The organism is Corallococcus interemptor (assembly GCF_003668875.1).
Taxonomy (GTDB): Bacteria; Myxococcota; Myxococcia; order Myxococcales; family Myxococcaceae; genus Corallococcus; species Corallococcus interemptor.
The window spans coordinates 1-21939 of sequence record NZ_RAWM01000148.1 but is presented as its reverse complement, the minus strand read 5'-3'; the positions used below and the strand labels follow the sequence as shown (position 1 = coordinate 21939).

17 protein-coding genes are annotated in these 21939 nt (G+C 70.0%); 8 read left to right on the top strand and 9 right to left on the bottom strand.

What is annotated here, in order from left to right; all coding sequences use genetic code 11:
- The first annotated feature begins 10 nt into the window (after window positions 1-10).
- From D7X96_RS33640 to msrQ, 4 genes are read left to right on the top strand one after another with little or no spacing between them, the layout of a single operon-like run.
- A complete protein-coding gene (locus D7X96_RS33640) occupies window positions 11-1729 on the top strand; it encodes a DUF8614 domain-containing protein (RefSeq protein ID WP_121771587.1) in 1719 nt (572 codons plus the stop codon).
- Between the two features lie 58 nt (window positions 1730-1787).
- On the top strand, window positions 1788-2531 hold the full coding sequence (locus tag D7X96_RS33635; RefSeq protein WP_244219813.1) for a fatty acid desaturase: 744 nt from the start codon (window positions 1788-1790) through the stop codon (window positions 2529-2531).
- 34 nt (window positions 2532-2565) lie between these two features.
- Window positions 2566-3555 carry a protein-methionine-sulfoxide reductase catalytic subunit MsrP gene (msrP, locus tag D7X96_RS33630; protein ID WP_120553004.1) on the top strand — a complete coding sequence of 330 codons (990 nt, stop codon included), beginning with the start codon at window positions 2566-2568 and terminating at the stop codon, window positions 3553-3555.
- Window positions 3556-3559: 4 nt separating this feature from the next.
- Window positions 3560-4177 (top strand): protein-methionine-sulfoxide reductase heme-binding subunit MsrQ, encoded by a 618-nt coding sequence (msrQ, locus tag D7X96_RS33625; protein WP_121725096.1) that lies wholly within the window; start codon window positions 3560-3562, stop codon window positions 4175-4177.
- Window positions 4178-4183: 6 nt separating this feature from the next.
- Here msrQ and D7X96_RS33620 read toward each other — a convergent pair whose 3' ends face one another.
- The 4 genes from D7X96_RS33620 to D7X96_RS33605 all read right to left on the bottom strand — a co-directional run bounded on the left by D7X96_RS33620 (window position 4184) and on the right by D7X96_RS33605 (window position 10140).
- A complete protein-coding gene (locus D7X96_RS33620; RefSeq protein ID WP_120553002.1) occupies window positions 4184-4666 on the bottom strand; it encodes a response regulator in 483 nt (160 codons plus the stop codon).
- A 121-nt stretch (window positions 4667-4787) separates the two neighbouring features.
- On the bottom strand, window positions 4788-5957 hold the full coding sequence (locus tag D7X96_RS33615; RefSeq protein WP_120553001.1) for a hypothetical protein: 1170 nt from the start codon (window positions 5955-5957) through the stop codon (window positions 4788-4790).
- Window positions 5954-8524 carry a TonB-dependent receptor plug domain-containing protein gene (locus D7X96_RS33610; protein WP_199747261.1) on the bottom strand — a complete coding sequence of 857 codons (2571 nt, stop codon included), beginning with the start codon at window positions 8522-8524 and terminating at the stop codon, window positions 5954-5956. Before D7X96_RS33610 ends, D7X96_RS33615 begins: the two co-directional genes overlap by 4 nt.
- The gene (locus D7X96_RS33605) at window positions 8521-10140 is read right to left on the bottom strand and encodes a serine/threonine-protein kinase (RefSeq protein WP_121771585.1); all 1620 of its coding nucleotides are present in this window, start codon (window positions 10138-10140) and stop codon (window positions 8521-8523) included. Before D7X96_RS33605 ends, D7X96_RS33610 begins: the two co-directional genes overlap by 4 nt.
- 288 nt (window positions 10141-10428) lie before the next feature.
- Between D7X96_RS33605 and D7X96_RS33600 the strand changes: the two genes are divergently transcribed.
- Both D7X96_RS33600 and D7X96_RS33595 read left to right on the top strand, forming a co-directional pair.
- Entirely contained in the window at window positions 10429-11298 is an 870-nt protein-coding gene (locus D7X96_RS33600; protein ID WP_120552591.1) for an ABC transporter substrate-binding protein, read from the top strand.
- A 41-nt stretch (window positions 11299-11339) separates the two neighbouring features.
- On the top strand, window positions 11340-13265 hold the full coding sequence (locus D7X96_RS33595) for a BamA/TamA family outer membrane protein (RefSeq protein ID WP_120552590.1): 1926 nt from the start codon (window positions 11340-11342) through the stop codon (window positions 13263-13265).
- A 15-nt stretch (window positions 13266-13280) separates the two neighbouring features.
- Here D7X96_RS33595 and D7X96_RS33590 read toward each other — a convergent pair whose 3' ends face one another.
- The 3 genes from D7X96_RS33590 to D7X96_RS33580 form a co-directional block, all read right to left on the bottom strand.
- Complete coding sequence (locus tag D7X96_RS33590; protein ID WP_120552592.1) at window positions 13281-13862, bottom strand: imm11 family protein; 582 nt, start codon at window positions 13860-13862, stop codon at window positions 13281-13283.
- Between the two features lie 14 nt (window positions 13863-13876).
- Window positions 13877-15208: an AHH domain-containing protein gene (locus D7X96_RS33585; protein ID WP_121771584.1), complete on the bottom strand. Its 1332-nt coding sequence runs from the start codon at window positions 15206-15208 to the stop codon at window positions 13877-13879.
- Between the two features lie 93 nt (window positions 15209-15301).
- Window positions 15302-16081: a UPF0489 family protein gene (locus D7X96_RS33580; RefSeq protein ID WP_121724501.1), complete on the bottom strand. Its 780-nt coding sequence runs from the start codon at window positions 16079-16081 to the stop codon at window positions 15302-15304.
- A gap of 130 nt (window positions 16082-16211) precedes the next feature.
- Here D7X96_RS33580 and D7X96_RS33575 point away from each other — a divergent pair, with 130 nt between their 5' ends.
- Together D7X96_RS33575 and D7X96_RS33570 are read left to right on the top strand one after the other, a co-directional pair.
- Window positions 16212-18353, top strand: a complete 2142-nt coding sequence (locus D7X96_RS33575; RefSeq protein WP_370450207.1) for a S9 family peptidase — start codon at window positions 16212-16214, stop codon at window positions 18351-18353.
- Window positions 18354-18500: 147 nt separating this feature from the next.
- Complete coding sequence (locus tag D7X96_RS33570; protein ID WP_121771582.1) at window positions 18501-20726, top strand: S9 family peptidase; 2226 nt, start codon at window positions 18501-18503, stop codon at window positions 20724-20726.
- A gap of 107 nt (window positions 20727-20833) precedes the next feature.
- Here D7X96_RS33570 and D7X96_RS33565 read toward each other — a convergent pair whose 3' ends face one another.
- Together D7X96_RS33565 and sucB are read right to left on the bottom strand one after the other, a co-directional pair.
- Window positions 20834-21037, bottom strand: a complete 204-nt coding sequence (locus D7X96_RS33565) for a cold-shock protein (protein ID WP_014397260.1) — start codon at window positions 21035-21037, stop codon at window positions 20834-20836.
- Window positions 21038-21201: 164 nt separating this feature from the next.
- The coding region (gene sucB / locus D7X96_RS33560) for a dihydrolipoyllysine-residue succinyltransferase (protein ID WP_121771581.1) at window positions 21202-21939 on the bottom strand (738 nt) is incomplete at its 5' end.

Here is a 21939-nt window from a genome sequence, read left to right as displayed (position 1 = left end):
GGAAGGGGGCATGCCCAAGTCCAGAACCCTGCTGCCCCTGATTGGCGCGCTGCTCCTGTCGGGCACCGCCCCCGCCCAGGAAGCCCCCGCCCGCCTGCCCGACGCCGCGACCCTGAAGCGGATGACGGCCCGCTTCGCCCCCGTGGACGTCAAGGTGGACGTGTCCAAGCTGCCGGACGCGGAGAAGCGCGCCCTGGCCAAGGTCCTCCAGGCCGCCAAGATCATGGACCCCCTCTTCCTGGGCCAGGCCTGGGCGGGCAACCCGGCGCTGCTGCTGGACCTGGTGGAGGACACCTCCCCCCTGGGCAAGGAGCGGCTGCACGCGTTCCTGCTCAACAAGGGCCCCTGGTCCCGCCTGGACGAGGCCAAGCCGTTCATCCCGGGCGTGCCGGCCAGGCCGGACGAGGGCAACTTCTATCCCGCCGGCGCCACCAAGGCGGAGGTGGAGGCCTGGGTGAAGAGCCTGCCGGAGGCGCAGCAGCACGCGGCCACGGGCTTCTTCACCACGCTGCGCCGCGGCCCGGACGGCAAGTTCGTGAGCGTGCCGTACAGCGTCGAGTACCAGGGCGAGCTGGCCATGGCCGCGCAGCTGTTGCGTGAGGCGGCGGCGCTCACCCAGCAGCCCACGCTGAAGCGCTTCCTGGAGACGCGCGCGGCGGCGTTCCTGTCCAACGACTACTACGCGAGCGAGGTCGCGTGGATGGAGCTGGACGCGAGCGTGGAGCCCACCATCGGGCCCTACGAGGTCTACGAGGACGGCTGGTTCAACTACAAGGCCGCGTTCGAGGCCTTCATCGGCGTGCGCGACGACGCGGAGACGCAGAAGCTGGCGAAGTTCAGCGCGGAGCTCCAGGAGCTGGAGAACAACCTCCCCATCGAGCCGGGCCTGCGCAACGCGAAGCTGGGCGCGCTGGCCCCCATCCGCGTCATCAACAGCATCTACTCCTCCGGTGACGGCAACCGGGGCGTGCAGACGGCGGCCTTCAACCTGCCCAACGACGAGCGCGTGGCGGCGGAGAAGGGCACCAAGCGCGTGATGCTCAAGAACATCCAGGAGGCGAAGTTCCAGCGCGTGCTGCTGCCCATCGCGAAGGTGGCGCTGCCCGCGAAGGACCGCAAGGACGTGTCCTTCGACGCCTTCTTCACGCACATCCTCATGCACGAGCTGATGCACGGCCTGGGGCCCCACAACGTCACCGTGGCCGGGAAGCAGACGACGGTGCGTCAGGCGCTGCAGGCGTCCTCCAGCGCCATTGAAGAGGCCAAGGCGGACATCTCCGGCCTGTGGGCGCTCCAGCGGCTGGTGGACAAGGGCACGCTGGACAAGGACCTGCAGCGGACCATGTACACGACGTTCCTCGCGTCCGCGTTCCGCTCCATCCGCTTCGGCATCGACGAGGCGCACGGCAAGGGCATCGCGCTGCAGATCAACCACTTCCTGGACACCGGCGCGGTGAAGGTGAACGCGGACGGCACGTTCGAGGTGGTGCCGGACAAGATGCAGGCGTCCGTCACGTCGCTGACGAACCAGCTCATGTCCCTCCAGGCGAAGGGTGACCGCACCGCCGCGGAGGCGCTGCTCGCGAAGCAGGGCGTGGTGCGCCCCTCCGTGCAGAAGGTGCTGGAGAAGCTCAAGAACGTGCCGGTGGACATCGAGCCGCGCTACGTCACCGCCGAGTCGCTGGTGAAGGACTTCGGCGCCCCTGCCTCCACGCCCGGCGCCAGGTAGCGTCCCGGCCACACCCTGTCCCTCCCGCGCGCTTTTCTTGGTGCGCGGGGGGCGGGGCATGGCCAGTAAGGGAGCCATGGCGCCCGAGCCCTCCACCCGTCCCGCTCCTCCCGACCCGTGGGGCGCCGTGCTCGCGCTCGCGGTGGTGGGCGCGTGGGGCGGGCACCTGGCGTGGATGCTGGCGGGCCCCGGGCTGCCGTGGGCCTCACCGCTCCCCTGGCTGCACGTCGTCCTGCAGATGTGGCTGTCCACCGGCCTCTTCATCACCGGCCATGACGCCATGCACGGCACGGTGTCCCTGAACCGCCGGGTGAACACGGCGGTGGGCACGCTGGCCTGCTTCCTCTTCGCGGGGCTGTCCTACCGCCGGCTGGTGGTGAACCACCGCGCCCACCATGCCGACCCCACCGGGGACGACGACCCGGACTTCGCGGCCCGGGGCCGGTCGTTCTGGCCGTGGTTCGGGGCCTTCATGGTCCGCTACACGACCTGGCCTCAAATCGCGGTCATGGCGCTGAAGTTCAACGTGCTGCTGTGGCTGGGCGTGCCCCAGGCGCGCATCCTGGCCTTCTGGGTGCTGCCGTCGGTGCTGGCCACCGTGCAGCTGTTCTACTTCGGCACGTACCTGCCGCACCGGCGTCCGGACACGGAGGCCATGGCGCCGCACCATGCGCGCACCCTGCCGCGCAACCACCTGTGGGCCCTGCTGTCGTGCTTCTTCTTCGGCTACCACTGGGAGCACCATCAGTCCCCCGGCACGCCCTGGTGGCGGCTGTGGCGGGTGAAGGACGCCCGGCGGTAACCGGAAAAGGCGCTGGAGCGTTATAGAGGGAGCCATGCGCGACAAGCTCCCTCCCGAGCCCCCCGGCTCCGAAGTGACGCCCGAGAAGCTCTACCTGCGCCGCCGCGAGTTCCTCAAGAACGCGGGCCTGTTCGCGGGCACCGCCGCGGTGGTGGGCGGAGGGCTGTACCTGCTGGGCATGAAGCGCACCCGGCCCATGGACGGCTTCGTGCCGGACGCGGGCACGGTGGACCAGCCCGTGGCGCCCGCGCAGGGGCTCTTCGACACGGACGAGCCCCGCACGCCCTACGAGGACGTCACCACCTACAACAACTTCTACGAGCTGGGCCTGGACAAGAACGACCCGGCCCGCCGCGCGCACCTCTTGAAGACGCGGCCGTGGACCGTCGTCATCGACGGGGAGGTCCACAAGCCGTGGACCGTGGACGTGGATCAGCTCATCTCCGCCTTCCCGCTGGAGGAGCGCGTCTACCGGATGCGCTGCGTGGAGGCCTGGTCCATGGTGATTCCGTGGCTGGGCCTGCCCCTGGGCAAGCTCCTGGACCGCGTGCAGCCCACGTCCTTCGCGAAGTACGTGGCCTTCACCACGCTGGAGGACCCGGAGCAGCTGCCCGGCCAGAAGAGCCCGGTGCTGGACTGGCCCTACGTGGAAGGCCTGCGCCTGGATGAGGCCCGGCACCCGCTGACGCTGCTGGCCACGGGCCTGTACGGCAAGCAGCTGCCCGCGCAGAACGGCGCCCCGCTGCGGCTGGTGGTGCCGTGGAAGTACGGCTTCAAGGGCATCAAGTCCATTGTCCGCATCACCCTCACGCGCGAACGGCCGCCCACGACGTGGAACCTCGCCAACAAGCGCGAGTACGGCTTCTACGCCAACGTGAACCCGGCGGTGGACCACCCGCGCTGGAGCCAGGCCTCGGAGCGCCGCATCGGTGAGTCGTCGCGCCGGCCCACGCTGCCCTTCAACGGCTACGCGGACGCGGTGGCCGGCCTCTACCGCGGCATGGACCTGAAGCAGGACTTCTAAAACCATGGCCTCCTCCAAGCTCCCCTGGCTCAACCCCGCCATCGCCGTCGGAGGCCTGGCGCCGCTGCTGCAACTCGCGGTGCTGGGAGCCCGGGGCGAGCTGGGGGCCAACGGCATCGAGTTCGCCCTCAACCAGACGGGCCTCTTCGCGCTGGCGGTGCTGATGGCGTCGCTGGCGTGCACGCCGGTGCGGCTGGTGACGGGCTGGACGTGGCCCGCGCGCATCCGCCGCACGCTGGGCCTGCTGGCCTTCACCTACGCGGCGGCGCACTTCCTCACGTACTCCGTGCTGGATCAGGGCCTGGACGTGCGCGCCATGGCGGAGGACGTCTTCACCCGGCCCTTCATCACCGTGGGCTTCACCGCCTTCGTGCTGCTGGTGCCGCTGGCCGTCACGTCCACGAACAAGTGGGTGCGCAGGCTGGGCTTTCCGGCATGGCAGCGCCTGCACCGGCTGGCCTACGTGGCCGCGGTGCTGGGCGTGGTGCACTTCGTGTGGCGGGTGAAGAAGGACGTCACGGAGCCGGTGCTCTACGGGGCCGTCCTGGCGTTGCTCTTCGCCGTGCGCGTGGGTGAGGCGCTGCGCAAGCGGCGGGCGCTCGCGAGGGAGCGCCCGGCCTGAAGCGGGCTACTTCGCGGTGGCGCGGGGCAGCGGGAGGATGGTGTCCACCAGCGTCATCAGCTGCGCGCAGCTGACGGGCTTGCGCACGAAGGCGCTGATGCCGGCCTTCTGGCCCAGGGCGCGCACCTCCGCCACGTTCGGGTCGCCCGTCATCATCAGGATGGGGACCTTGGACAGCCGCGCGTTGCTGCTGGCGCGGATCTGCCCGGCGAAGTCCGCGCCGTTCATCCCGTCCATGTGGAAGTCGGTGAGGATGAGGTCCACGTGCTCCGCCTCGGCGACCTTGAGGCCTTCCTCGGCGGACTCGGCCTCGAGGAACTCGAAGCTGCGGGCCATGAGGTAGATCTTCAGCAGCGTGCGGATGGAGCGGCTGTCGTCCACCAGCAGCACCCGCTGCGGACCGGTTCCCCCGGCCGGGCGGACCGTGGGCGTGCTCCCCGTCGGACGGGACGGCGCGGTTTCGGGGGCGGAGAGGGGACCGGCCTTCATCGGAATCAAAACCTCGGGGAGGAAACGCCTCCAGCGGCTGCGCCCATGGTCGCGGATGGGCCTGGCGAAGTCAAAGCAACCCAGGACTCCACGCCGCGATTTCAGGAGGGCGAAAACGACCTCAGTGGACGTCCAGCACGAAGGCCTGGGACTGCACGCCCGGCAGCCCCACGGCCTCCGCGCGCGCCGGATCCAACTCGTTGGGCAGACGCCACGTCTGGCCCGTGGACTGGAGCAGGGTGACGCTGTAGCGGCCCGGAGGCACGGCCGTCAGCGGCACGGGGGCGGCGGGGTCTCGCGCGTCCAGCGCCTGGGCGCGGATGGCCACCGGGAGCTGCGGCACGAAGACGGGCTGCGGGCGGGGTTTTCCCTGTTCGTCGAGGAGGGCGGCGAGCAGCGGATCAGGCACCAGGCCGGCCGCCAGCACGACTGCATCCGGCTGGCCGTCCTTGTTCGCGTCGGTGTCGTCCACGTAGCCCGTGGGGCCCTCCACCAGCTTTCGCACGATGACGCGCGGCCAGACGATGTCCGGCTTGCCGTCCGCGTTGGCGTCGTCCGGGATGCCATCCTTGTTGGCGTCCCCCAGCTGCACCCAGAAACCCGGGGGACGCTGGTCCACCGCGCCGGTGAGCGGCTGGGGCGTGAGCGTCAGCAGCTTGAGTCCGGAGGACGTGTCGAAGTCGCGCGACTCCCCCACCTGGAAGGCGGGCCGGTCGAAGGGCACGGTCGCCGAGTCCGCGAAGGACACGGACACGCCGGTGAGCGGCTGGGGCCAGCCGTCCGCGTCCGTGGTGACCTCCAGGACGCGCGTGGCGCCGGTGGCGGGGTCCACCGCGCCGCCGCCCACGTCGCCCGCGTTGGGCTCGGACGTGACGCTGTACCAGGGGTTGAAGTCCGACACGTGGCAGGGCTGCGGCACGGTGCGGCAGGTGTCCGCGTCGATGAAGCCGCGCAGGAGGTAGCGCCCCGGCTCCACCAGGCTCAGGGAGAACGGCGCGGTGAACGGGCCCGTGGAGTTGTCCCCCAGCGACGCGCCGAACAGCTCCTGGGCGGTGACGACGGTGAAGGCCAGCGGGCGGCCGGCGCCCGCGGGGGGCGGCGGGTTGGCCACGTCGTAGATGAACACGATGGCGTTGCCGCGCGCGCGCGACTGCACCACCAGGCTGCCCTCGATGCGGGCCGAGCGCGTGTGCTGGCGGCCGTCCGCGGTGGGCACCACGTCCGGGGCGTCACAGCCGCCGGACACCAGCGGCGCGAGTGAGAGGGCGAGGAGGGGAAGGGCGCGCTTCATGGGGTCACCGTGAGGTTGGCGAACACGCGCCGTTCAATCCGGTTGCCGAAGGGGTGCTCCGCGTGGCCGCCACCGAGCTGGCTGCCCTGCAGCGCCACGGAGACGAAGTCCTTCACCACGGTGTAGCCCACGCGGGCGTTGACGACGGTGTACGCGGGGAGGTTGTTGGCGATGAGGTCCACGCGCGTCGGGTCGGACGCGGAGGGCTCGCGCTCCACCCAGGTGGTGGAGGTGGTGAACGCCGCTTCGATGCCGAACTCCAGGTCCGTGCGCGTGCGGTAGGTGACGCCGCCGAAGAGGCGGAAGGCCGGCGTCTGGCTGCACGTGCCGCACTGGCCGTCATCCGGCAGGTCGGAGCTGATGTGCTGGTACGCGGCGCTGGCCTTCACGCCCAGGCCGTCGATGGGGGACACGTTGATGCCCGCCTCCACGCCGCGCGCGGTGTAGATGGCGGCCTCGTTGGTGAACATGGAGCGGCCCAAGAGGTAGCTGCCGCTGCCGCTGTCGTAGGACTCGCCGGCGGGCAGGGGCTGCACGGGCGACAGCGCGATGAGGTCCTTCACCGTGTTCTGGTAGAGGGCCACGTCCCAGTCCAGGCCCAGGCGCGGGGACTCACCGCGCCAGCCCAGCTCCAGCGCGTTCAGGCGCTCCGGGCGCAGCGTCCGGTTGCCGGTGGTCAGCAGGCTCACGCCGTTGACGCCCGGCACGGGCACGGGCAGCCGGGTGTAGCTCTCCAGGAACGTGGGCTCGCGGAAGGCGGTGGCCACGGACGCGCGGAAGGCGTGCCCTTCAATGGGCTGGAACACCGCGGACAGACGCGGCGATTGGGCAATGCCCGGGGTGCCCTTGTCGAGCAGCGGGTGGCGGTCCACGCGGTAGCTGACGATGAGGCGCAGCGGCTGCACGATGCGCCAGTCGTCCTGGACGAAGGCCGCCGCGTGGAACTCCTCGCGCAGGTCGTCCAGGTAGGTGAAGGCCACGCGCTTCAAGCGGCCCTCCACGCCGATGTTCACCTGGTGCTCGCCGGCCAGCTCGAAGCCGCGCGCGTACAGCGCTTCACCGTTGAAGACGTTGGAGGCCACCTGGATGCCCAGCGAGCGCTGGCCAATGGCCTCGTACTGGGGACCCGCGTCGCCGGACAGGTGGTTCCAGAACGCCTTGAGCTTCACCGCGCCCAGCTCCACGTCGGCCTTGGCGTACGCGCCCAGGCCGTCGATGTAGTAGTTGCGCAAGAGGCCCAGCGGGTAGATCTCCGTGAGGTAGCGGTGCACGCCGCCGGAGACGCCAATCGCCTGGCCCTCCTGGAACGTGTAGACGGTGGACAGGTTGGCGCGGGCGCCGCGCTGCCCCAGGTCCGGATCCGCGGGGCCCTGGATGGCGAAGTCCGGACGGCCGGACTCGTAGTCACGGCTCCACTTGTCCTCCTGCCGGTACGCGGCGGACGCGCGGTAGCGCAGGGCGCCGTTCTGGCCGTGGCTGACGAAGGAGCCCTGCACGGTGTTGCCGCCACCCGCCATGGCGCCGAAGCGCGCGCGCCGGCCGGTGCCGGGGGCCTGGGTGATGATGTTGATGACGCCCAGCATCGCGTTCGCGCCGTACAGCGCGCTGCCCGGGCCTCGGATGACCTCGATGCGGTCGATCTCCTCCAGGCCGATGGGCAGCCCCGCCCACACGGTGAGGCCGAGGAAGTCCTGGTACTCCGTGCGGCCGTCCACCAGCACCAGCACCTTGTTGGCCAGGCGCTGGTTGAAGCCGCGCAGGCTGACGTTGGCGCTGCCCACGCCCATGGCCATCACGTCCGCGCCGGGCACGCGGCGCAACAGCTCCGGCAGCGTGGTGGCGCCCGACAGGCGGATGTCCTCCGCGGTGATGACGGTGGTGGCGTTGGGCGCCTCCAGCGAGGACTGGGCGCGGCGGCTCGCCGTCACCACGCGCTCTTCGTAGGGCACCAGGCCCTGGTCGCCGGAGGTGTCGCCGGACTCGGCGCTGCCGCTGGACGTGTTGCCCGTGCCGGGCGCGGGCGCGGGCTGCGCCGGGGCCTGGGGCTGGCCGCCCATCGACTCCGCGCGGGCGACGGCCTTCTCCAGCCGCTCCATGAGCGCGGCCATCTGCTGCTGGGCCTGGATGCTCGTGGGCGGAGGCGGGGGCATGGGCAGGCCGGTGGTGGAGCCCGAGCCCTGCGTCCCGGTGCCGGGCTGGGTGCCCGGAGCGGGGGCCTCCGCCTGCGCGGCCTGGCGCGTGGCCTCCAGGCGCGTCACCTGGGCCTGCACGTTGGCGGCGTCCGGCGGGTTGGAGGCGAGGTAGCGCTTGTACGCATCCAGCGCCTCGTCGAACCGGCCCGCGTCCTGGTACGCCCGGGCGATGTTGTAGAGGACGCTGGGGTGCGGCTTGATGTCGTAAGCCGCTTCCAGTTCGGCGATGCCCTCATCGAACTGCTTCTGCTCGATGAGGTTCATGCCATTGCGGAAGTGGCGGCGCGCTTCGAGGCGCGCGTCCGCCAGGGCCTCGGTCGCGCAAAGGCACAGCGCGAGGAGCGCTCCACGTCGGAAGGCTGTCGGGGGATTCACTGGTACGGATCGTCCTTGTACGCGGAACCCGGGGCCTTGGCGGGCCTGGTGGGTCCCTGCTTCTTGATGCGCGTCAGCTTGATGGAAACAGGCACGGTGCTACCCGGTTCACCCGAGTAGACCTTGCTGAGGGTCTGGTAGCCGTCCAGCGCGAACGACACCTCCACGTCCGAGAGGCCCGGCCCCTCCGGCGTGTACGTGACGACCACGGGGGTGGTGCCACGCACCTTGCCGTTGACCTTCACCTCCGCGCCCTGCGGCTCGCTGTCCACGTCGAAGCGGATCTGCCGCAAGGGGGCCGGGTGAGGCGCGGCGGCGGGGGCCTGCGCGACGGCGGCGGGCTCGCGCGCGGGCGGCGGCTGCGCGACGGGCGCGTTCGCCACGGGCGCGGACGGGATGGGCTGTTCCGCCGGAGGCTTCTGGGCGCCGCGCATCACGACGATGCCCGCCACGACCAGGCCCACGAGCAGGGAGCCGCCAAAGAGGGCGATGGCCAGGCCCTTGCCGGCCTTCTTCCGAGGGAGGCCGCCGGCCTCGTCCACGGAGATGTCCAGCGCCATGGTGTTGGGCGCGGGGGTGGGGCCGGAGCCCAGCGCGGGGTGGGACCCCGTGTGGATGCCGCTGTGCGGACCGCTGTGGGGGCCGGAGCCCACCGCGTTGAGGCCGGTGCGGGTGGTGAAGACGCCGCTGACGCCGGACGCGGACGCGGCGGTGCGCATGCCCTGGAGCACGGCGTCCATGGACGCGTAGCGGTCCACGGGGCGCTTGGCCAGGCACTTCATCACCAGCGCCTCCACCTCCGCGGGCACGTTGTGGTCCGGCCACACGGTGTGGAAGGGGGGCGGCGGGTCGTTGATGTGCTTGACGATGACGTCGATGCTCTGCGCCGCCTGGAAGGGCGGCCGGCCCATCAGCACCTGGTAGAGCACCACGCCCAGGCTGTACACGTCGCTGCGCGGATCCGCGATGTTGCGCGCCTGCTCCGGCGCCATGTACTGCGGCGAGCCCAGGATGACGCCCGCCTGCGTGAGGGTGGTGTCCTCCTTCATGGCGGCGTCCCCCACGAAGGACTTCACCAGGCCGAAGTCCAGGACCTTGACCACGTCGTGGTCCGCCTCCTGGTTGAGGATCATCACGTTGGCGGGCTTGAGGTCGCGGTGGATGAGACCGACCTTGTGCGCCTCGCGCAGCGAGCGGGCCACCTGCTGCCCGATGGTGAGCGCGCGCTCCCACGGCAGCGGCCCTTCCTGGGTGAGCAGCTGCGACAGCGTCAGCCCCTCCAGGTACTCCATCGCGATGTAGTAGATGCCGTCTTCCGTCTTGCCGTAGTCGATGACGGTGACGGTGTTCGGATGGCGCAGCTTCGCGGTGACGCTGGCCTCCAGGAAGAAGCGCTTCTGGAAGCCCGGGTCCTTGCCCTCGCCGCTGTACTGCGGGTTGAGGACCTTGAGCGCCACCAGCCGGTCCAACGGGGCCTGCATGGCCTTGTAGACGCGGCCCATGCCTCCGGCGCCAAGCGTCTCCAGGATGCGGAAGCGCTCGTTGAGGATCCGCCCGAGCAGGGGATCCGGCACGTCGGCGGGCGCGCCCTGGCGGCGGGCGTCGCTTTCGATCATGTGTTCCCCCAAGGCTTGGAGAAGGACCGCATACGTCGTTTCGGACCCGGCGGAGCCTAGCACCGCCTTCGGAAACCGCCCAAGAGACGTGCCGCTATCATCGCCGCCCGCCGGCCCCGGGTTTCCGGCCCGCGCCGCGCGCTCGCCCTCCCGCACTTCCCGTGCTGCCACGTCCCCCGGTGGGGGCGGAAAACGAGGAAATCAGCGTCCGTTGCCGCACAGTTCGCGGAGGGTGGTGCGTCGCGTCATCCCGGGTGCCCGGGGCGTGGGCGGGTTAGGGTTTCCCGCATGAATGCCCAGCTGTCCGCGCTGTTGTCGTCGGCGCCGCGCCATCCGCGGCGGGTGGTGTGCCTGACGGAGGAGACGACGGAGGTGCTCTACCGCATTGGCGCGGGGGACCTGGTCGTCGGCGTGTCGGGGTTCACGGTGCGGCCTCCGGAGGCGCGCAAGAAGCCCCGGGTCAGCTCGTTCCTGGACGCGAACTTCGAGCGGATCCTGGAGCTGAAGCCGGACCTGGTGCTGGGCTTCAGCGACCTGCAGGCGGACATCGGCCGGGAGCTGTGCAAGCGCGGGGTGCCCGTGTACCTGTTCAACCAGCGCTCGCTCGCGGAGATATTGCAGGCGGTGCGGCTGACCGGGGCGCTGGTGGGCCGCGCGGAAGCAGCGGAGGCGCTGGCGCTGGAGCTGGAGAAGAACCTGGAGCGCCACTCGGACGCGGCGCAGTCGCTGCCGAGGCGGCCGCGCATCTTCTTCGAGGAGTGGCACGAGCCGCTCATCTCCGGCATCCGCTGGTGTTCGGAGCTGGTGGAGGTGGTGGGTGGGGTGGACGTGTGCCAGGAGTCGCGCGCGTCGCAGGGGGCGAAGGGCCGCATCTTCGACCCGGAGGAGGTGGCCCGGCGCGACCCGGAGGGCGTCATCGCCAGCTGGTGCGGGCGCAAGGCCAGGCGCGAGAAGATCGCCTCCCGGCCGGGTTGGGCCGGCGTGCGGGCGGTGGTGGATGATCAGCTCTACGAAGTGCGCAGCTCATACATCCTCCAGCCGGGACCGGCGGCGCTGTCGGACGGGGTGGAGCAGCTGGCCCGCATCGTGGCGGCCATCGCGAAGGGGCAGAAGCTGCCCATGGCCCGCCCCGGGGACCTGCGCACCGCGCTGACGTGAGTGGGGCTGGCGGCAGGCCCCGCGCATGACAGGATGCGCGCGTGCCGCTCTCACTGCCCGTCCTGCTGGTCACCGTGCTCGCCGCGATGGGGGGACAGGTCGCCCCTGAAGCCGGAGCAGGCAAGCCCCAGGACGTCGCGCCGGCGGATGCGCCCGTGCGCTCGCCGGACGTCAAACCGTCAGGCGTGTCCAACACGGAGGTCGCCGCGCCGCCGCGCTCGGAGGAGGTCCCGGTGGGGAAGGAGGGCCCGCAGCCGCCGGTGCTCCCCGCCGAGGACGCGAGCACGAAGAACTACGAGGAGGCGCTCATCGCCTGGGGCCTGGGCGAGGTCGAGCGCCAGGTGGAGCCCGAGCCCGAGGGCAAGCAGTTGGAAGAGGTGCTCGTCGCCGCGGAGGAGGTGGTGGCGCCGATGGATCCGTATCCATCGCTGCTCAACATCTTCCACGTCCGCACCCGCGACGAAGTCGTCCGCCAGGAGGTGCTGATTTCTCCGGGGCAGCCGTACTCGGCGACCCTGGTCGCGGAGTCGGTGCGCAACCTGCGCAAGCTGGGCCTGTTCTCCGTCGTGCGCGCGGTGCCGGTGAAGGGCAGCGCACCGGACAAGGTCGCGCTGCTCCTGGTGACCAAGGACCTGTGGTCGCTGCGGCTCAACAACGAGTTCTCCGCCGTGGGCTCGCTGCTGCTCTACCTGCGCCTCCAGGGCACGGAGCAGAACTTCCTGGGGCGCGGCAAGAAGGTGGCGCTGGACTTCATCATGCGCCTGGACACGTTCAGCTTCGGCCAGAGCTACACGGACCGGCGCGTGCTGGGCAGCCGCTGGTCGCTGACGGAGTCCGCCGCGGTGCTGATCAACCGCGACACGGGCCGCGCGGAGGGCTCGCGCGGGAGCCTCGTGGTGAGCCGGCCGCTGTATTCGCTGGCCACGCCGTGGAGCCTGAGCACGTCCGTGGCGTGGAACGTGGAGACCGCGCGGCAGTTCCGGGGCGCGGACATCTGGCAGCTCCCGTTCCCGGACGGCGACCCGGTGCCGTACGTCTACAACGCACGCGAGGTGGCGGCGGGCGCGACGTACACGCGCTCCTACGGGCAGCGCTACAAGTGGAACGTGGGCATGGGAGCGGGGGCGTACCACTACGCCTACGCCGCGCCCGTGGCGTCGCAGCTCAGCGACGCGCAGGCGGACTGGTTCCGGCGCAACTACCTGCCGCGCGCGGAGGACGCGGGGTACACGAACTTCTCCTTGAGCGCCTTCGAGGCCCGCTACGCCGTCCTTCGCAACGTGGACTCGTACACGCTGTCGGAGGACTTCCAGCTGGGGCACTCGGTGCTGGCCACGCTGCGCTACGCGCCGCCGGTGTTCCCGTCCGCCGCGCACTTCGCGGAAGGGGGGCTGTCGCTGCGCTACCGCGTGCACTGGGGGGATGCGCTCACCACCGCGTCCGCGGCCGCGTCCATCCGCCAGCAGTTCAGCGCGCGGACGCCCGGCGCGAAGGAGGGGTGGACGAACCGACGCTGGGCCGCGGAGCTGGTGCAGGTGTCGCCGCGCGTGCTGGGCGGACGCTTCGTGGCGCGCGGCCTTTTGGACGTGAACATCGACGACCTGTCGGAGCGCGTGAGCCTGCTGGGCGGCAGCAACGGCCTGCGCGGCGCGGCGGTGGATGCGTACTCCGGCAAGCGGCTGTTGCTGGTGAACCTGGAGTACCGCACCGCGCCCGTGGTCGTGCGCACGGTGCACCTGGGTGGGGTGTTCTTCCTGGACTCCGGCAGCGCGTTCAACAAGCGGCCGGAGATGGTGACCACCGTGGGCGTGGGCCTGCGGCTGTTGTTCCCGCAGTTCAACGTGTTCCCGTTCCGCATCGACTTCGGCTACGTGCTCAACGGCGACCGGCCGCCCGTGGGCAGCCGCCTGTCGCTCAGCAGCGGGCAGGTGACGGAGTACCGGCCCTCGTTCCTCGACTCTCCCTGACGCGGCTCCGGAGCTTCAGCGCTGCGGGGACACATCCTTGAACTGCACCCCCGTGGCGCCGATGGCTTCCAGCGCGAGCTTGATGTCCTCGGAGACGATGAGCGCGATGAGCCAGCCCCAGGTGCGGAAGACCTTCGCGTCCCCTGCCTTGGCCGGGTCGATGCGCAGCCGATGAACCGCTTGATAGGTGCCGACCCGCTCGGGCCTTCCATCCTCCGGCATCCAGTAGCGAACCTCGCCTGAAGCTGTGTCGTCGATGCACTTCATGACGCGCACGACGTTGACGAGGAAGTACGGGTCCGGGGTGTCATCCAGCGCAACCGGAAACAGCTCCACGTCCCCGGGAGCCAGTCGGGACAGCAACTCCGCGACGCGCTGGGAAACGACGGGGACCGCACCGGCATCCGCGAGCGAGAAGTCGAGCGCTCTTCCCCGCGCGTAGGCCGGAACGCGCAGCGTCCCCTCCACATGCGCGGGACTGCCTTGCATGAACAGCCAGGAGCCGTGGTCCTGGCCCTGGGCATCCACGGGCGTCCCAAGCTCCCATCGGCCGGGGAGTGTTACATCGTCCGTGAGCTTGAAGTACCGAGGCGTCACACGGGCATCCTGCCTCATCCACCACTCCGGGTGACCAGCTTGTTGAGCCAGGAGTTCTCCGTGGTGAGCTCCTTCGCGAGGAGCCTCAGCGCCTCCGTCAGGTCGACCCGGCACTGCTGAATCGTCCGGCATGTGCTGGTCGCGAGCCTCAACCGTTCGAAGACCTCCTCGTGGTACTCCTGCGGATGTGGCCCCCTGTGCCCCGGAACGTGAACCTGGTTCTCAGCGTCATTCAGGGACATGCCCGCCTTGTCGAAGAGTTGTTGGTAGCGTGGCGTCCACGGGCCTCCGTTCGCGGTGGACGTGCTGAACTTGTCGGACGCGATGTGGTGCTTCGGTCCCGGCACGTCCACGGGCCCACCCGCCGCCACCGCGCCCGGCGCCAGCGTGAGGAGGATGTCCCCCGTCGTGGACACCGCGACGGAGTGCACCTCCGCGACCGCTCCCAGCCGGAAGCCTCCTTGGGCCACGCCCACGAGTGAGGCCTGCGCCGAACCGGGCAGCGCGGGCACTTTCGCGGCCAATGTCTCCGCGGTGCTGCCCAGTGCCGCCGTGGCCAGCATGACGAAGGCCCGCGCGGCGTTCTCTCCCATCACCCTGCCGTACTCCTCACCCGCATCCCGGAGTGCATCGAAGGTCGTGGCCTCCGCCACCGCTTCCGCGAGCTGTATCCATCCGTGGATGAGGCTCCACACCGTGTCGACGCCCAGGTAGGCGATGAGCACCGCTGTCATCGTCGCCGCGATGCCCTTGGAAACGGGCTCGGGCAACAGCCACAAGCCCAGGTACAGGGCGCCGGTCGTGACGATCATCGAGAGCACCGCCTCGCGGTCCGTCATTCCCCGCAGCGCGTCCTCCGTTTCGTCCCACACCGAGTCCAACGCGATGGAGAAAGCCAGCGTGCGCTTGCCGTCCTCGTCCAGAGTGGGCCCTCGCTCCAGCAGGTGAAGGCAGTCACCGGAGAGAGCCTTGCGCTTGCACCATCGGCCATACGCCGCTGTCAGCGCTTCAGCTGGAGCCTCGGTGAGCCGGAGGTGTCCTCGTCCTGGCTCCTGCACGGAGATGAGCCCCAGGTGTCCACGCACATGGGCGTATGGACGTGATGGGAGGGAAGCAGCCAGCAGCCGCAGAGCCGTTTCCCTCGGATGCATGGAAACAGGCGCGGTGCGTGCGAGGTCCGCGACCGTGGCCACGAAGGCGTCTTCACCCAGCGTCGGGGGCCGGATGTCCCGTTGCGGCGCGTGGACACGGGTGGGGCCTCGGCCCGTGCTGAGCCGCACGATCCGGGACGCCGCGCAGCCTGTTGCCACAAGCAGTATCCACGCGATGACGGCTGCGTGCGCCATCCGGACATTGACAGCCGATCCGCGAGGGCGGTGAGGTCTACCCGGGACGTGGAACTGGGACATGGGGAGCGGAACTCTAGCTTCCGGGCAATGTCAGGGCGGTTCGACGCGCAGCAGTTCCCGGAAGAGAACGTCCGCCACGTCGCGGAACAGCTCCCCGGACGCGAGCAGCCCACCGCAGTGATGCGGCTCGCGCGCGAGCGTCAGCGCCACCGCCTTGCCCAGCACCGCGTCCCAGAAGGGCTCCGAGTCCGGGGGCAGCAGGAACTCACGGATGACGGACTTGGGCCACGGCAGCACGGTGGTGGGGTCCGCGTCGCTCAGGCTGGTGAAGCAGTCCAGGTCCACGTCCAGCAGCACGGCGGACGCGGCCTCCAGCACGTCGCGCACCGCGTCCGTGGGACCGGGATGCAGGAACGCCTCCGCCGCGCGGTCCACGGTCGTCACCGTGACGATGCGGTGCGAGCGGCCGCGCGTGTCCACGTAGGTGTCGCCAGGGAAGGAGCCCCGGGGACGCGTGCGCGCGATGATGAGCGCGTCGCCCACGAGGTTCGCCTCCATCGCCGCGACGATGTGGTCGTAGTTGCGCACGTCCAGGCGCCAGCGCGCGTGTTCGTCCAGCGCACGCAGGCCCGCGGAGCGGTCCGGCATGTCCCCGGGGTGCTCCGGCACGACGATGTCCAGGTGCCGGTCCAGCGTGACGAGCAGGGCAGGGGGCCCCGCGTCGCCCAGGGCACACGCCCACGCGGGCAGCGCGAGCCGATGCGGGTCGAACACATAGGCATCCGTTGGCCCCCGGCCTCCACCCAGGCCCAGCCGCACCACGCCCGCGAGGCGCAGATGGCGCAGGGCGTCGTCATTTTTCGAATTCATTCGGGACGAAATCCCTTCCAGGCTCTGGCGTTCAGGGGGTGTCCATCCTGCCGCGAAAGGAGCCCCGTCCCTCGGGGTTCAATCACGCATGCGTCCATTCGTCACCGTCGCGCTGCTGCTCCTCCTGGGGATGCCCGTCCTGGCCCAGGAGTCATCATCCTTCCTGCGCCAGTACGCGGAGACGGGCCGGTTCATGAACGGACGGCCCGTGAGTGCGCGCATCACCCCGGACGAGAAGTCCGTCCTCTTCCTGCGCACGTCCCCCACGTCCAACGTGCGGATGCTCTACGCGTTCGACGTGGCCAGCGGTCAGCCGCGGGAACTGCTCACGCCCGAAGCCCTGCTCAAGGGCGCGGAGGAGACGCTGTCCGCCGAGGAGAAGGCCCGCCGCGAGCGCATGCGCGTCAGCGCCCGGGGCTTCACGTCCTACAGCCTCTCCGAGGACGGCACGCAGTTGCTGGTGCCCCTCTCCGGACGGCTCTACGTCGTGGACCCGGCGACGGGGAAGTCGACGGAGCTGAAGACGGGCCCGGGCGTCATCGACCCGCGCCTGTCTCCGGACGGCAAGCAGGTCGCGTACGTCCGTGACAACGACGTGTACCGGGTGGACCTGAAGGCCAACCAGGAGAAGCGCGTCACGCAGGGCGGTACGGCGGACAAGACGCACGGCCTGGCGGAGTTCGTTGCTCAAGAAGAGATGAACCGCTTCTCCGGCTACTGGTGGAGCCCGGACTCGAAGTCCATCGCGTACACGGAGTCCGACACGTCCGGCGTGGAGAAGCTCACCGTCGTGGACGTGATGCACCCGGAGCAGCCCGGCGCGACGTTCCCCTATCCGCGCGCGGGCAGGGCCAACGCCAAGGTTCGCCTGGGCATCACGCCCGTCACGGGCGGCAAGACGGTGTGGGCGCAGTGGGACGCGCGGAAGTACCCGTACCTGGCCACGGTGAAGTGGGACAAGGGCGGGCCGTTGACGTTGCTCGTGCAGAACCGGCTCCAGACGGAGGAGCAGCTGCTCGCGGTGGACCCCGCCACGGGCAGGACGCGCGTGCTCCTCACGGAGAAGGACGCGGCGTGGATCAACCTGCACCAGGAGTTCCCACTGTGGCTGGAGGATGGCTCCGGCTTCCTCTGGTACACCGAGCGCAACGGCGCTTCGGAGGTCGAGCTGCGCAAGGCCAACGGAGAGCTGGATCGCTCCGTGGTGAAGCCGGGCGCTGGATTCCGGAGCCTCACCCAGTATGTGCACGCGGACCGGACGCTTTACTTCAATGGCGACCCGAACCCCACGGAGAGCCACCTGTGGCGCGTGAAGGTCGGTGGACAGCCGGAGCGAGTGGCCACCGGCACGCGGGGCCCCGCGGAGGAGCACGGGTTCGTCTCCAAGAACGGGGGCCTCGTCGTCCTCATCCGGCAGAGCCCCAGGACCCTGCCGCGCACGCTGGTGCTCAAGGGCGACGGCATGCTGGTGGGCGAACTGCCCTCCATCGCCCAGGAGCCTCCCTTCACGCCGGACTTCGAGGTGCGCCAGGTGGGCCCGAAGAAGTTCTGGACCTCGCTGGTGAAGCCGCGCGACTTCAAGCCCGGCCAGAAGCTGCCCGTCATCGTGGACATCTACGGCGGCCCCATCGTCACGGTGGTGCATCAGTCCATGGCCGCGCACCTGCTCGACCAGTGGATGGCGGATCAGGGCTTCCTCGTGGTGCGCGTGGACGGACGCGGCACGCCGCTGCGCACCGCCGAGTGGAACCGTGCGGTGAAGGGCGACTTCGCCACCATCACCCTGGATGATCAGATTGAAGCCGTGCAGGCGCTGGCGAAGCAGGTGCCAGAGATGGACCTCTCCCGTGTGGGCATCTTTGGCTGGAGCTTCGGAGGCTACATGTCCGCGCTCGCCGTGATGAAGCGCCCGGACTTCTTCAAGGCCGGTGTCGCGGGCGCGCCGGTGACGGACTGGCGCGACTACGACACCCACGCCACCGAGCGTTACCTGGGCCTGCCGGAAGACAGCCCCCAGGCCTACGACGTGAGCAGCCTGCTGACGTACGCGAAGAAGGAGGGGCCCATCGGAGCGTTGCTGGTGATTCACGGCACCGCGGACGACAACGTGTACTTCTTCCACGCGCTGAAGCTGTCGGATGCCCTCTTCCGCGCGGGCAAGCCGCACCAGCTGTTGCCCCTGTCCGGCCTGACGCACATGGTGGCGGACCCGCTCGTCACGGAGCGTCAGTACGAGCGCGTCATCGCCCACTTCCGGCAGAACCTGAAGTAGCGGGGGGCCCCGCCCGGCACCTGTCCGCTTCCGGTGGGAATCCGCCCCCGGGCCGGACGTTGAGGGGGCCGCGCGGCGGCCGGAGTGTAGGCTTGCCCGCACCTTCCCGCGAAAGGAGCCCCGCCCCGCGCGGGGATTCAGCTACGCATGCGTCAGGTCCTTACCGCCGCCGCGCTTCTCCTCATGAGCAGCGCACCCTCCATCGCCCAGGAGCGCAAACCCTCCGCCATGGCCCCTTCGCAAAAGCAGCCGGACACCTTCCTGCGCCAGTACGCCGAAACGCGCCGCTTCCAGAGCGGGCGCCCGGTGGGCACGCGCATCACCCCGGACGAGAAGTCCGTCCTCTTCCTGCGCACGTCCCCCACGTCCAACGTGCAGATGCTCTACGCGTTCGACGTGGCCGGCGGTCAGGCGCGGGAGCTGCTCACCCCGGAGGCCCTGCTCAAGGGCGCCGAGGAGACGCTGTCCGCCGAGGAGAAGGCCCGCCGTGAGCGCATGCGCGTCAGCGCCCGGGGCTTCACGTCCTACAGCCTCTCCGAGGACGGCACGCAGCTGCTGGTGCCCCTCTCCGGCCGGCTCTACGTCGTGGACCGCGCGACGGGGAAGTCGACGGAGCTGAAGACGGGCCCGGGCGTCATCGACCCGCGCCTGTCCCCGGACGGCAAGCAGGTGGCGTACGTCCGTGACAACGACGTCTACCGGGTGGACCTGGCCGCCAACCAGGAGAAGCGCGTCACGCAGGGCGGCACGGCGCAGAAGACGCACGGCCTGGCGGAGTTCGTCGCGCAGGAGGAGATGAGCCGCTTCTCCGGCTACTGGTGGAGCCCGGACTCGAAGTCCATCGCGTACACGGAGTCCGACACGTCCGACGTGGAGAAGCTCACCATCGTGGACGTGATGCACCCGGAGAAGGGCGGGGAGATCTTCCCGTACCCGCGCCCCGGCAAGGCCAACGCCAAGGTGCGCCTGGGCGTCACGCCTGTCTCCGGCGGCAAGACGGTGTGGGCGCAGTGGGACGCGCAGAAGTACCCGTACCTGGCCACGGTGAAGTGGGACAAGGGCGGGCCGCTGACCCTCGTCGTGCAGAACCGGCTCCAGACGGAGGAGCAGGTGCTGGCGGTGGACCCCGCCACGGGCAAGACGCGCGTGCTCCTCACGGAGAAGGACAACGCCTGGGTGGAGCTGGCCCAGGACTACCCGCTGTGGCTGGAGGATGGCTCCGGCTTCCTCTGGTACACCGAGCGCAACGGCGGCCCGGAGGTGGAGCTGCGCAAGGCCAGCGGTGAGCTGGACCGCTCCGTGGTGAAGCCGGACGCGGGCTACCGCAACCTGGCGCGCTTCGTTCAAGCGGACAAGACGCTCTTCTTCACCGGCGACCCGAACCCCACGGAGAGCCACCTGTGGCGCGTGAAGGCCGGCGGCGCTCCGGAGAAGGTGGCCACGGGCACCAGCGGTCCCGCCGTGGAGAACGGCCTCGTGTCCAAGAACGGCGGCCTCGTCGTCCTCAACACGCAGGGCCCCAAGGCCATGCCTCGCACCGTGGTGCTCAAGGGCGACGGCACGAAGCTGGGCGAGCTGCCGGAGGTGGCGCAGGAGCCCTCCTTCACGCCGAACTTCGAGGTCCGCCAGGTGGGCCCGAAGAAGTTCTGGACGTCCCTGGTGAAGCCGCGCGACTTCAAGCCCGGCCAGAAGCTGCCCGTCATCGTGGAGGTCTACGCGGGCCCCACCGTCACCGTGGTGCACCAGTCCATGGCCGCGCACCTGCTCAGCCAGTGGTTCGCGGACCACGGCTTCCTCGTGGTGAAGGTGGACGGGCGCGGCACCCCGCTGCGCACCTCCGGCTGGAACCGCGCCGTGAAGCACGACTTCGCCACCATCACCCTGGATGATCAGATTGAGGCGGTGCAGGCGCTGGCCAAGGAAGTGCCGGAGATGGACCTCTCCCGCGTGGGCATCACCGGCTGGAGCTTCGGCGGCTACATGGCGGCGCTGGCCGCGCTGAAGCGCCCGGACTTCTTCAAGGCCGCGGTGTCCGGCGCCCCGGTGGTGGACTGGCGCGACTACGACACGCACTACACCGAGCGCTACCTGGGCCTGCCGGAAGAGAGCCCCCAGGCCTACGAGGTCAGCAGCCTGCTGACGTACGCGAAGAAGGACAGCCCCATTGGCGCGCTGCTGCTCATCCACGGCACCGCGGACGACAACGTGTACTTCTTCCACACGCTGAAGCTGTCGGATGCGCTGTTCCGCGCGGGCAAGCCGCACCAGCTGCTGCCCCTGTCCGGCCTCACGCACATGGTGCCGGATCCGGTCGTCACCGAGCGCCAGTACGAGCGCGTCATCTCCCACTTCGAGCAGACCCTGAAGAAGTAGGCCGCGCGCGGCGCGATGCCCTGAAAAGGCAGAGGCCCGGTTCCCTTCACGGGGCCGGGCCTCTGTTGCTTCAACCAGTCCGTGAGGAATGGCTGAGACGCGTCACTTCACGCCGCGCGGACGTTCTGCGCCTGCAGGCCCTTCGGACCCTTGGTGACCTCGAACTCCACCTTCTGGCCCTCGGCCAGGGTGCGGAAACCATCCATGTTGATGGCGGTGTGGTGGCAGAACACGTCCTCGCCGCCGCCGTCCTGGGTGATGAAGCCGAAGCCCTTCGCGTCGTTGAACCACTTCACGGTACCAGTTGCCATTGCGCTTCCTTGCGTTTGCGGGGCAGCCGTGGGGAAGGCCACCCGTTCTGCCCGACGACCGGGGAGACAGGCTATTTGTAGTGAAAGGGCCGACTGGAAGTCCAGCCGGCCCGCCGGGATTGCCCGACTTGCGACCCCCACACCGCCATGTGTGGAGGGGTAGGTCAGATGTCGAGCAGCAGGCGCTCGGGGTCCTCGATGCACTCCTTCACGCGCACGAGGAACTGCACCGCCTCCCGGCCGTCCACCAGGCGGTGGTCGTACGTGAGGGCGATGTACATGATGGGCCGGATGACCACCTGGCCGTCACGGGCCACGGGGCGCTCCACGATGTTGTGCATGCCCAGGATGCCCGTCTGCGGCGGGTTCAGGATGGGCGTGGACAGCATGGAGCCGAAGATGCCGCCGTTGGTGATGGTGAACGTGCCGCCGGTGAGGTCCGCCATCGTCAGCTTGTCGTTGCGCGCACGGCCGCCGTAGTCACCGACCGTCTTCTCCAGGTCCGCGAGCGACATCTTGTCCGCGTCACGCACCACCGGCACCACCAGGCCACGGCTGCCGCTCACGGCCACGCCGATGTCGTAGTAGTGCTTGAAGATGACGTCCTCGCCGTCGATCTCCGCGTTGATCTGCGGGAACGCCTTGAGGGCCTCCACGGACGCGCGGATGAAGAAGCTCATGAACCCGAGCTTCACCCCGTGCTTCGCCTGGAACTTGTCGTTGTACTTCTTGCGGAGCGCCATCACCTCGCCCATGTCCACCTCGTTGAAGGTGGTGAGCAGGGCGGCGTTGGACTGGGCCTGGAGCAGGCGCTCGGCCACGCGCTTGCGCAGCGGCGTCATGCGCACGCGCTCCTCGCGCGCGGCGTTGGGGCGGGGGCCGGACGGCGCGCGCGAGGAGCG

What these genes read in the sequence shown, in the direction of transcription:
- D7X96_RS33640 (WP_121771587.1), top strand. Translation starts at nt 11, where the DNA reads ATGCCCAAGTCCAGAACCCTGCTGCCCCTGATTGGCGCGCTGCTCCTG.
- D7X96_RS33635 (WP_244219813.1), top strand. Translation starts at nt 1,788, where the DNA reads ATGGCCAGTAAGGGAGCCATGGCGCCCGAGCCCTCCACCCGTCCCGCT.
- msrP (WP_120553004.1), top strand. Translation starts at nt 2,566, where the DNA reads ATGCGCGACAAGCTCCCTCCCGAGCCCCCCGGCTCCGAAGTGACGCCC.
- msrQ (WP_121725096.1), top strand. Translation starts at nt 3,560, where the DNA reads ATGGCCTCCTCCAAGCTCCCCTGGCTCAACCCCGCCATCGCCGTCGGA.
- D7X96_RS33620 (WP_120553002.1), bottom strand. Translation starts at nt 4,666, where the DNA reads ATGAAGGCCGGTCCCCTCTCCGCCCCCGAAACCGCGCCGTCCCGTCCG.
- D7X96_RS33615 (WP_120553001.1), bottom strand. Translation starts at nt 5,957, where the DNA reads ATGAAGCGCGCCCTTCCCCTCCTCGCCCTCTCACTCGCGCCGCTGGTG.
- D7X96_RS33605 (WP_121771585.1), bottom strand. Translation starts at nt 10,140, where the DNA reads ATGATCGAAAGCGACGCCCGCCGCCAGGGCGCGCCCGCCGACGTGCCG.
- D7X96_RS33600 (WP_120552591.1), top strand. Translation starts at nt 10,429, where the DNA reads ATGAATGCCCAGCTGTCCGCGCTGTTGTCGTCGGCGCCGCGCCATCCG.
- D7X96_RS33585 (WP_121771584.1), bottom strand. Translation starts at nt 15,208, where the DNA reads ATGGCGCACGCAGCCGTCATCGCGTGGATACTGCTTGTGGCAACAGGC.
- D7X96_RS33580 (WP_121724501.1), bottom strand. Translation starts at nt 16,081, where the DNA reads ATGAATTCGAAAAATGACGACGCCCTGCGCCATCTGCGCCTCGCGGGC.
- D7X96_RS33575 (WP_370450207.1), top strand. Translation starts at nt 16,212, where the DNA reads ATGCCCGTCCTGGCCCAGGAGTCATCATCCTTCCTGCGCCAGTACGCG.
- D7X96_RS33570 (WP_121771582.1), top strand. Translation starts at nt 18,501, where the DNA reads ATGCGTCAGGTCCTTACCGCCGCCGCGCTTCTCCTCATGAGCAGCGCA.
- D7X96_RS33565 (WP_014397260.1), bottom strand. Translation starts at nt 21,037, where the DNA reads ATGGCAACTGGTACCGTGAAGTGGTTCAACGACGCGAAGGGCTTCGGC.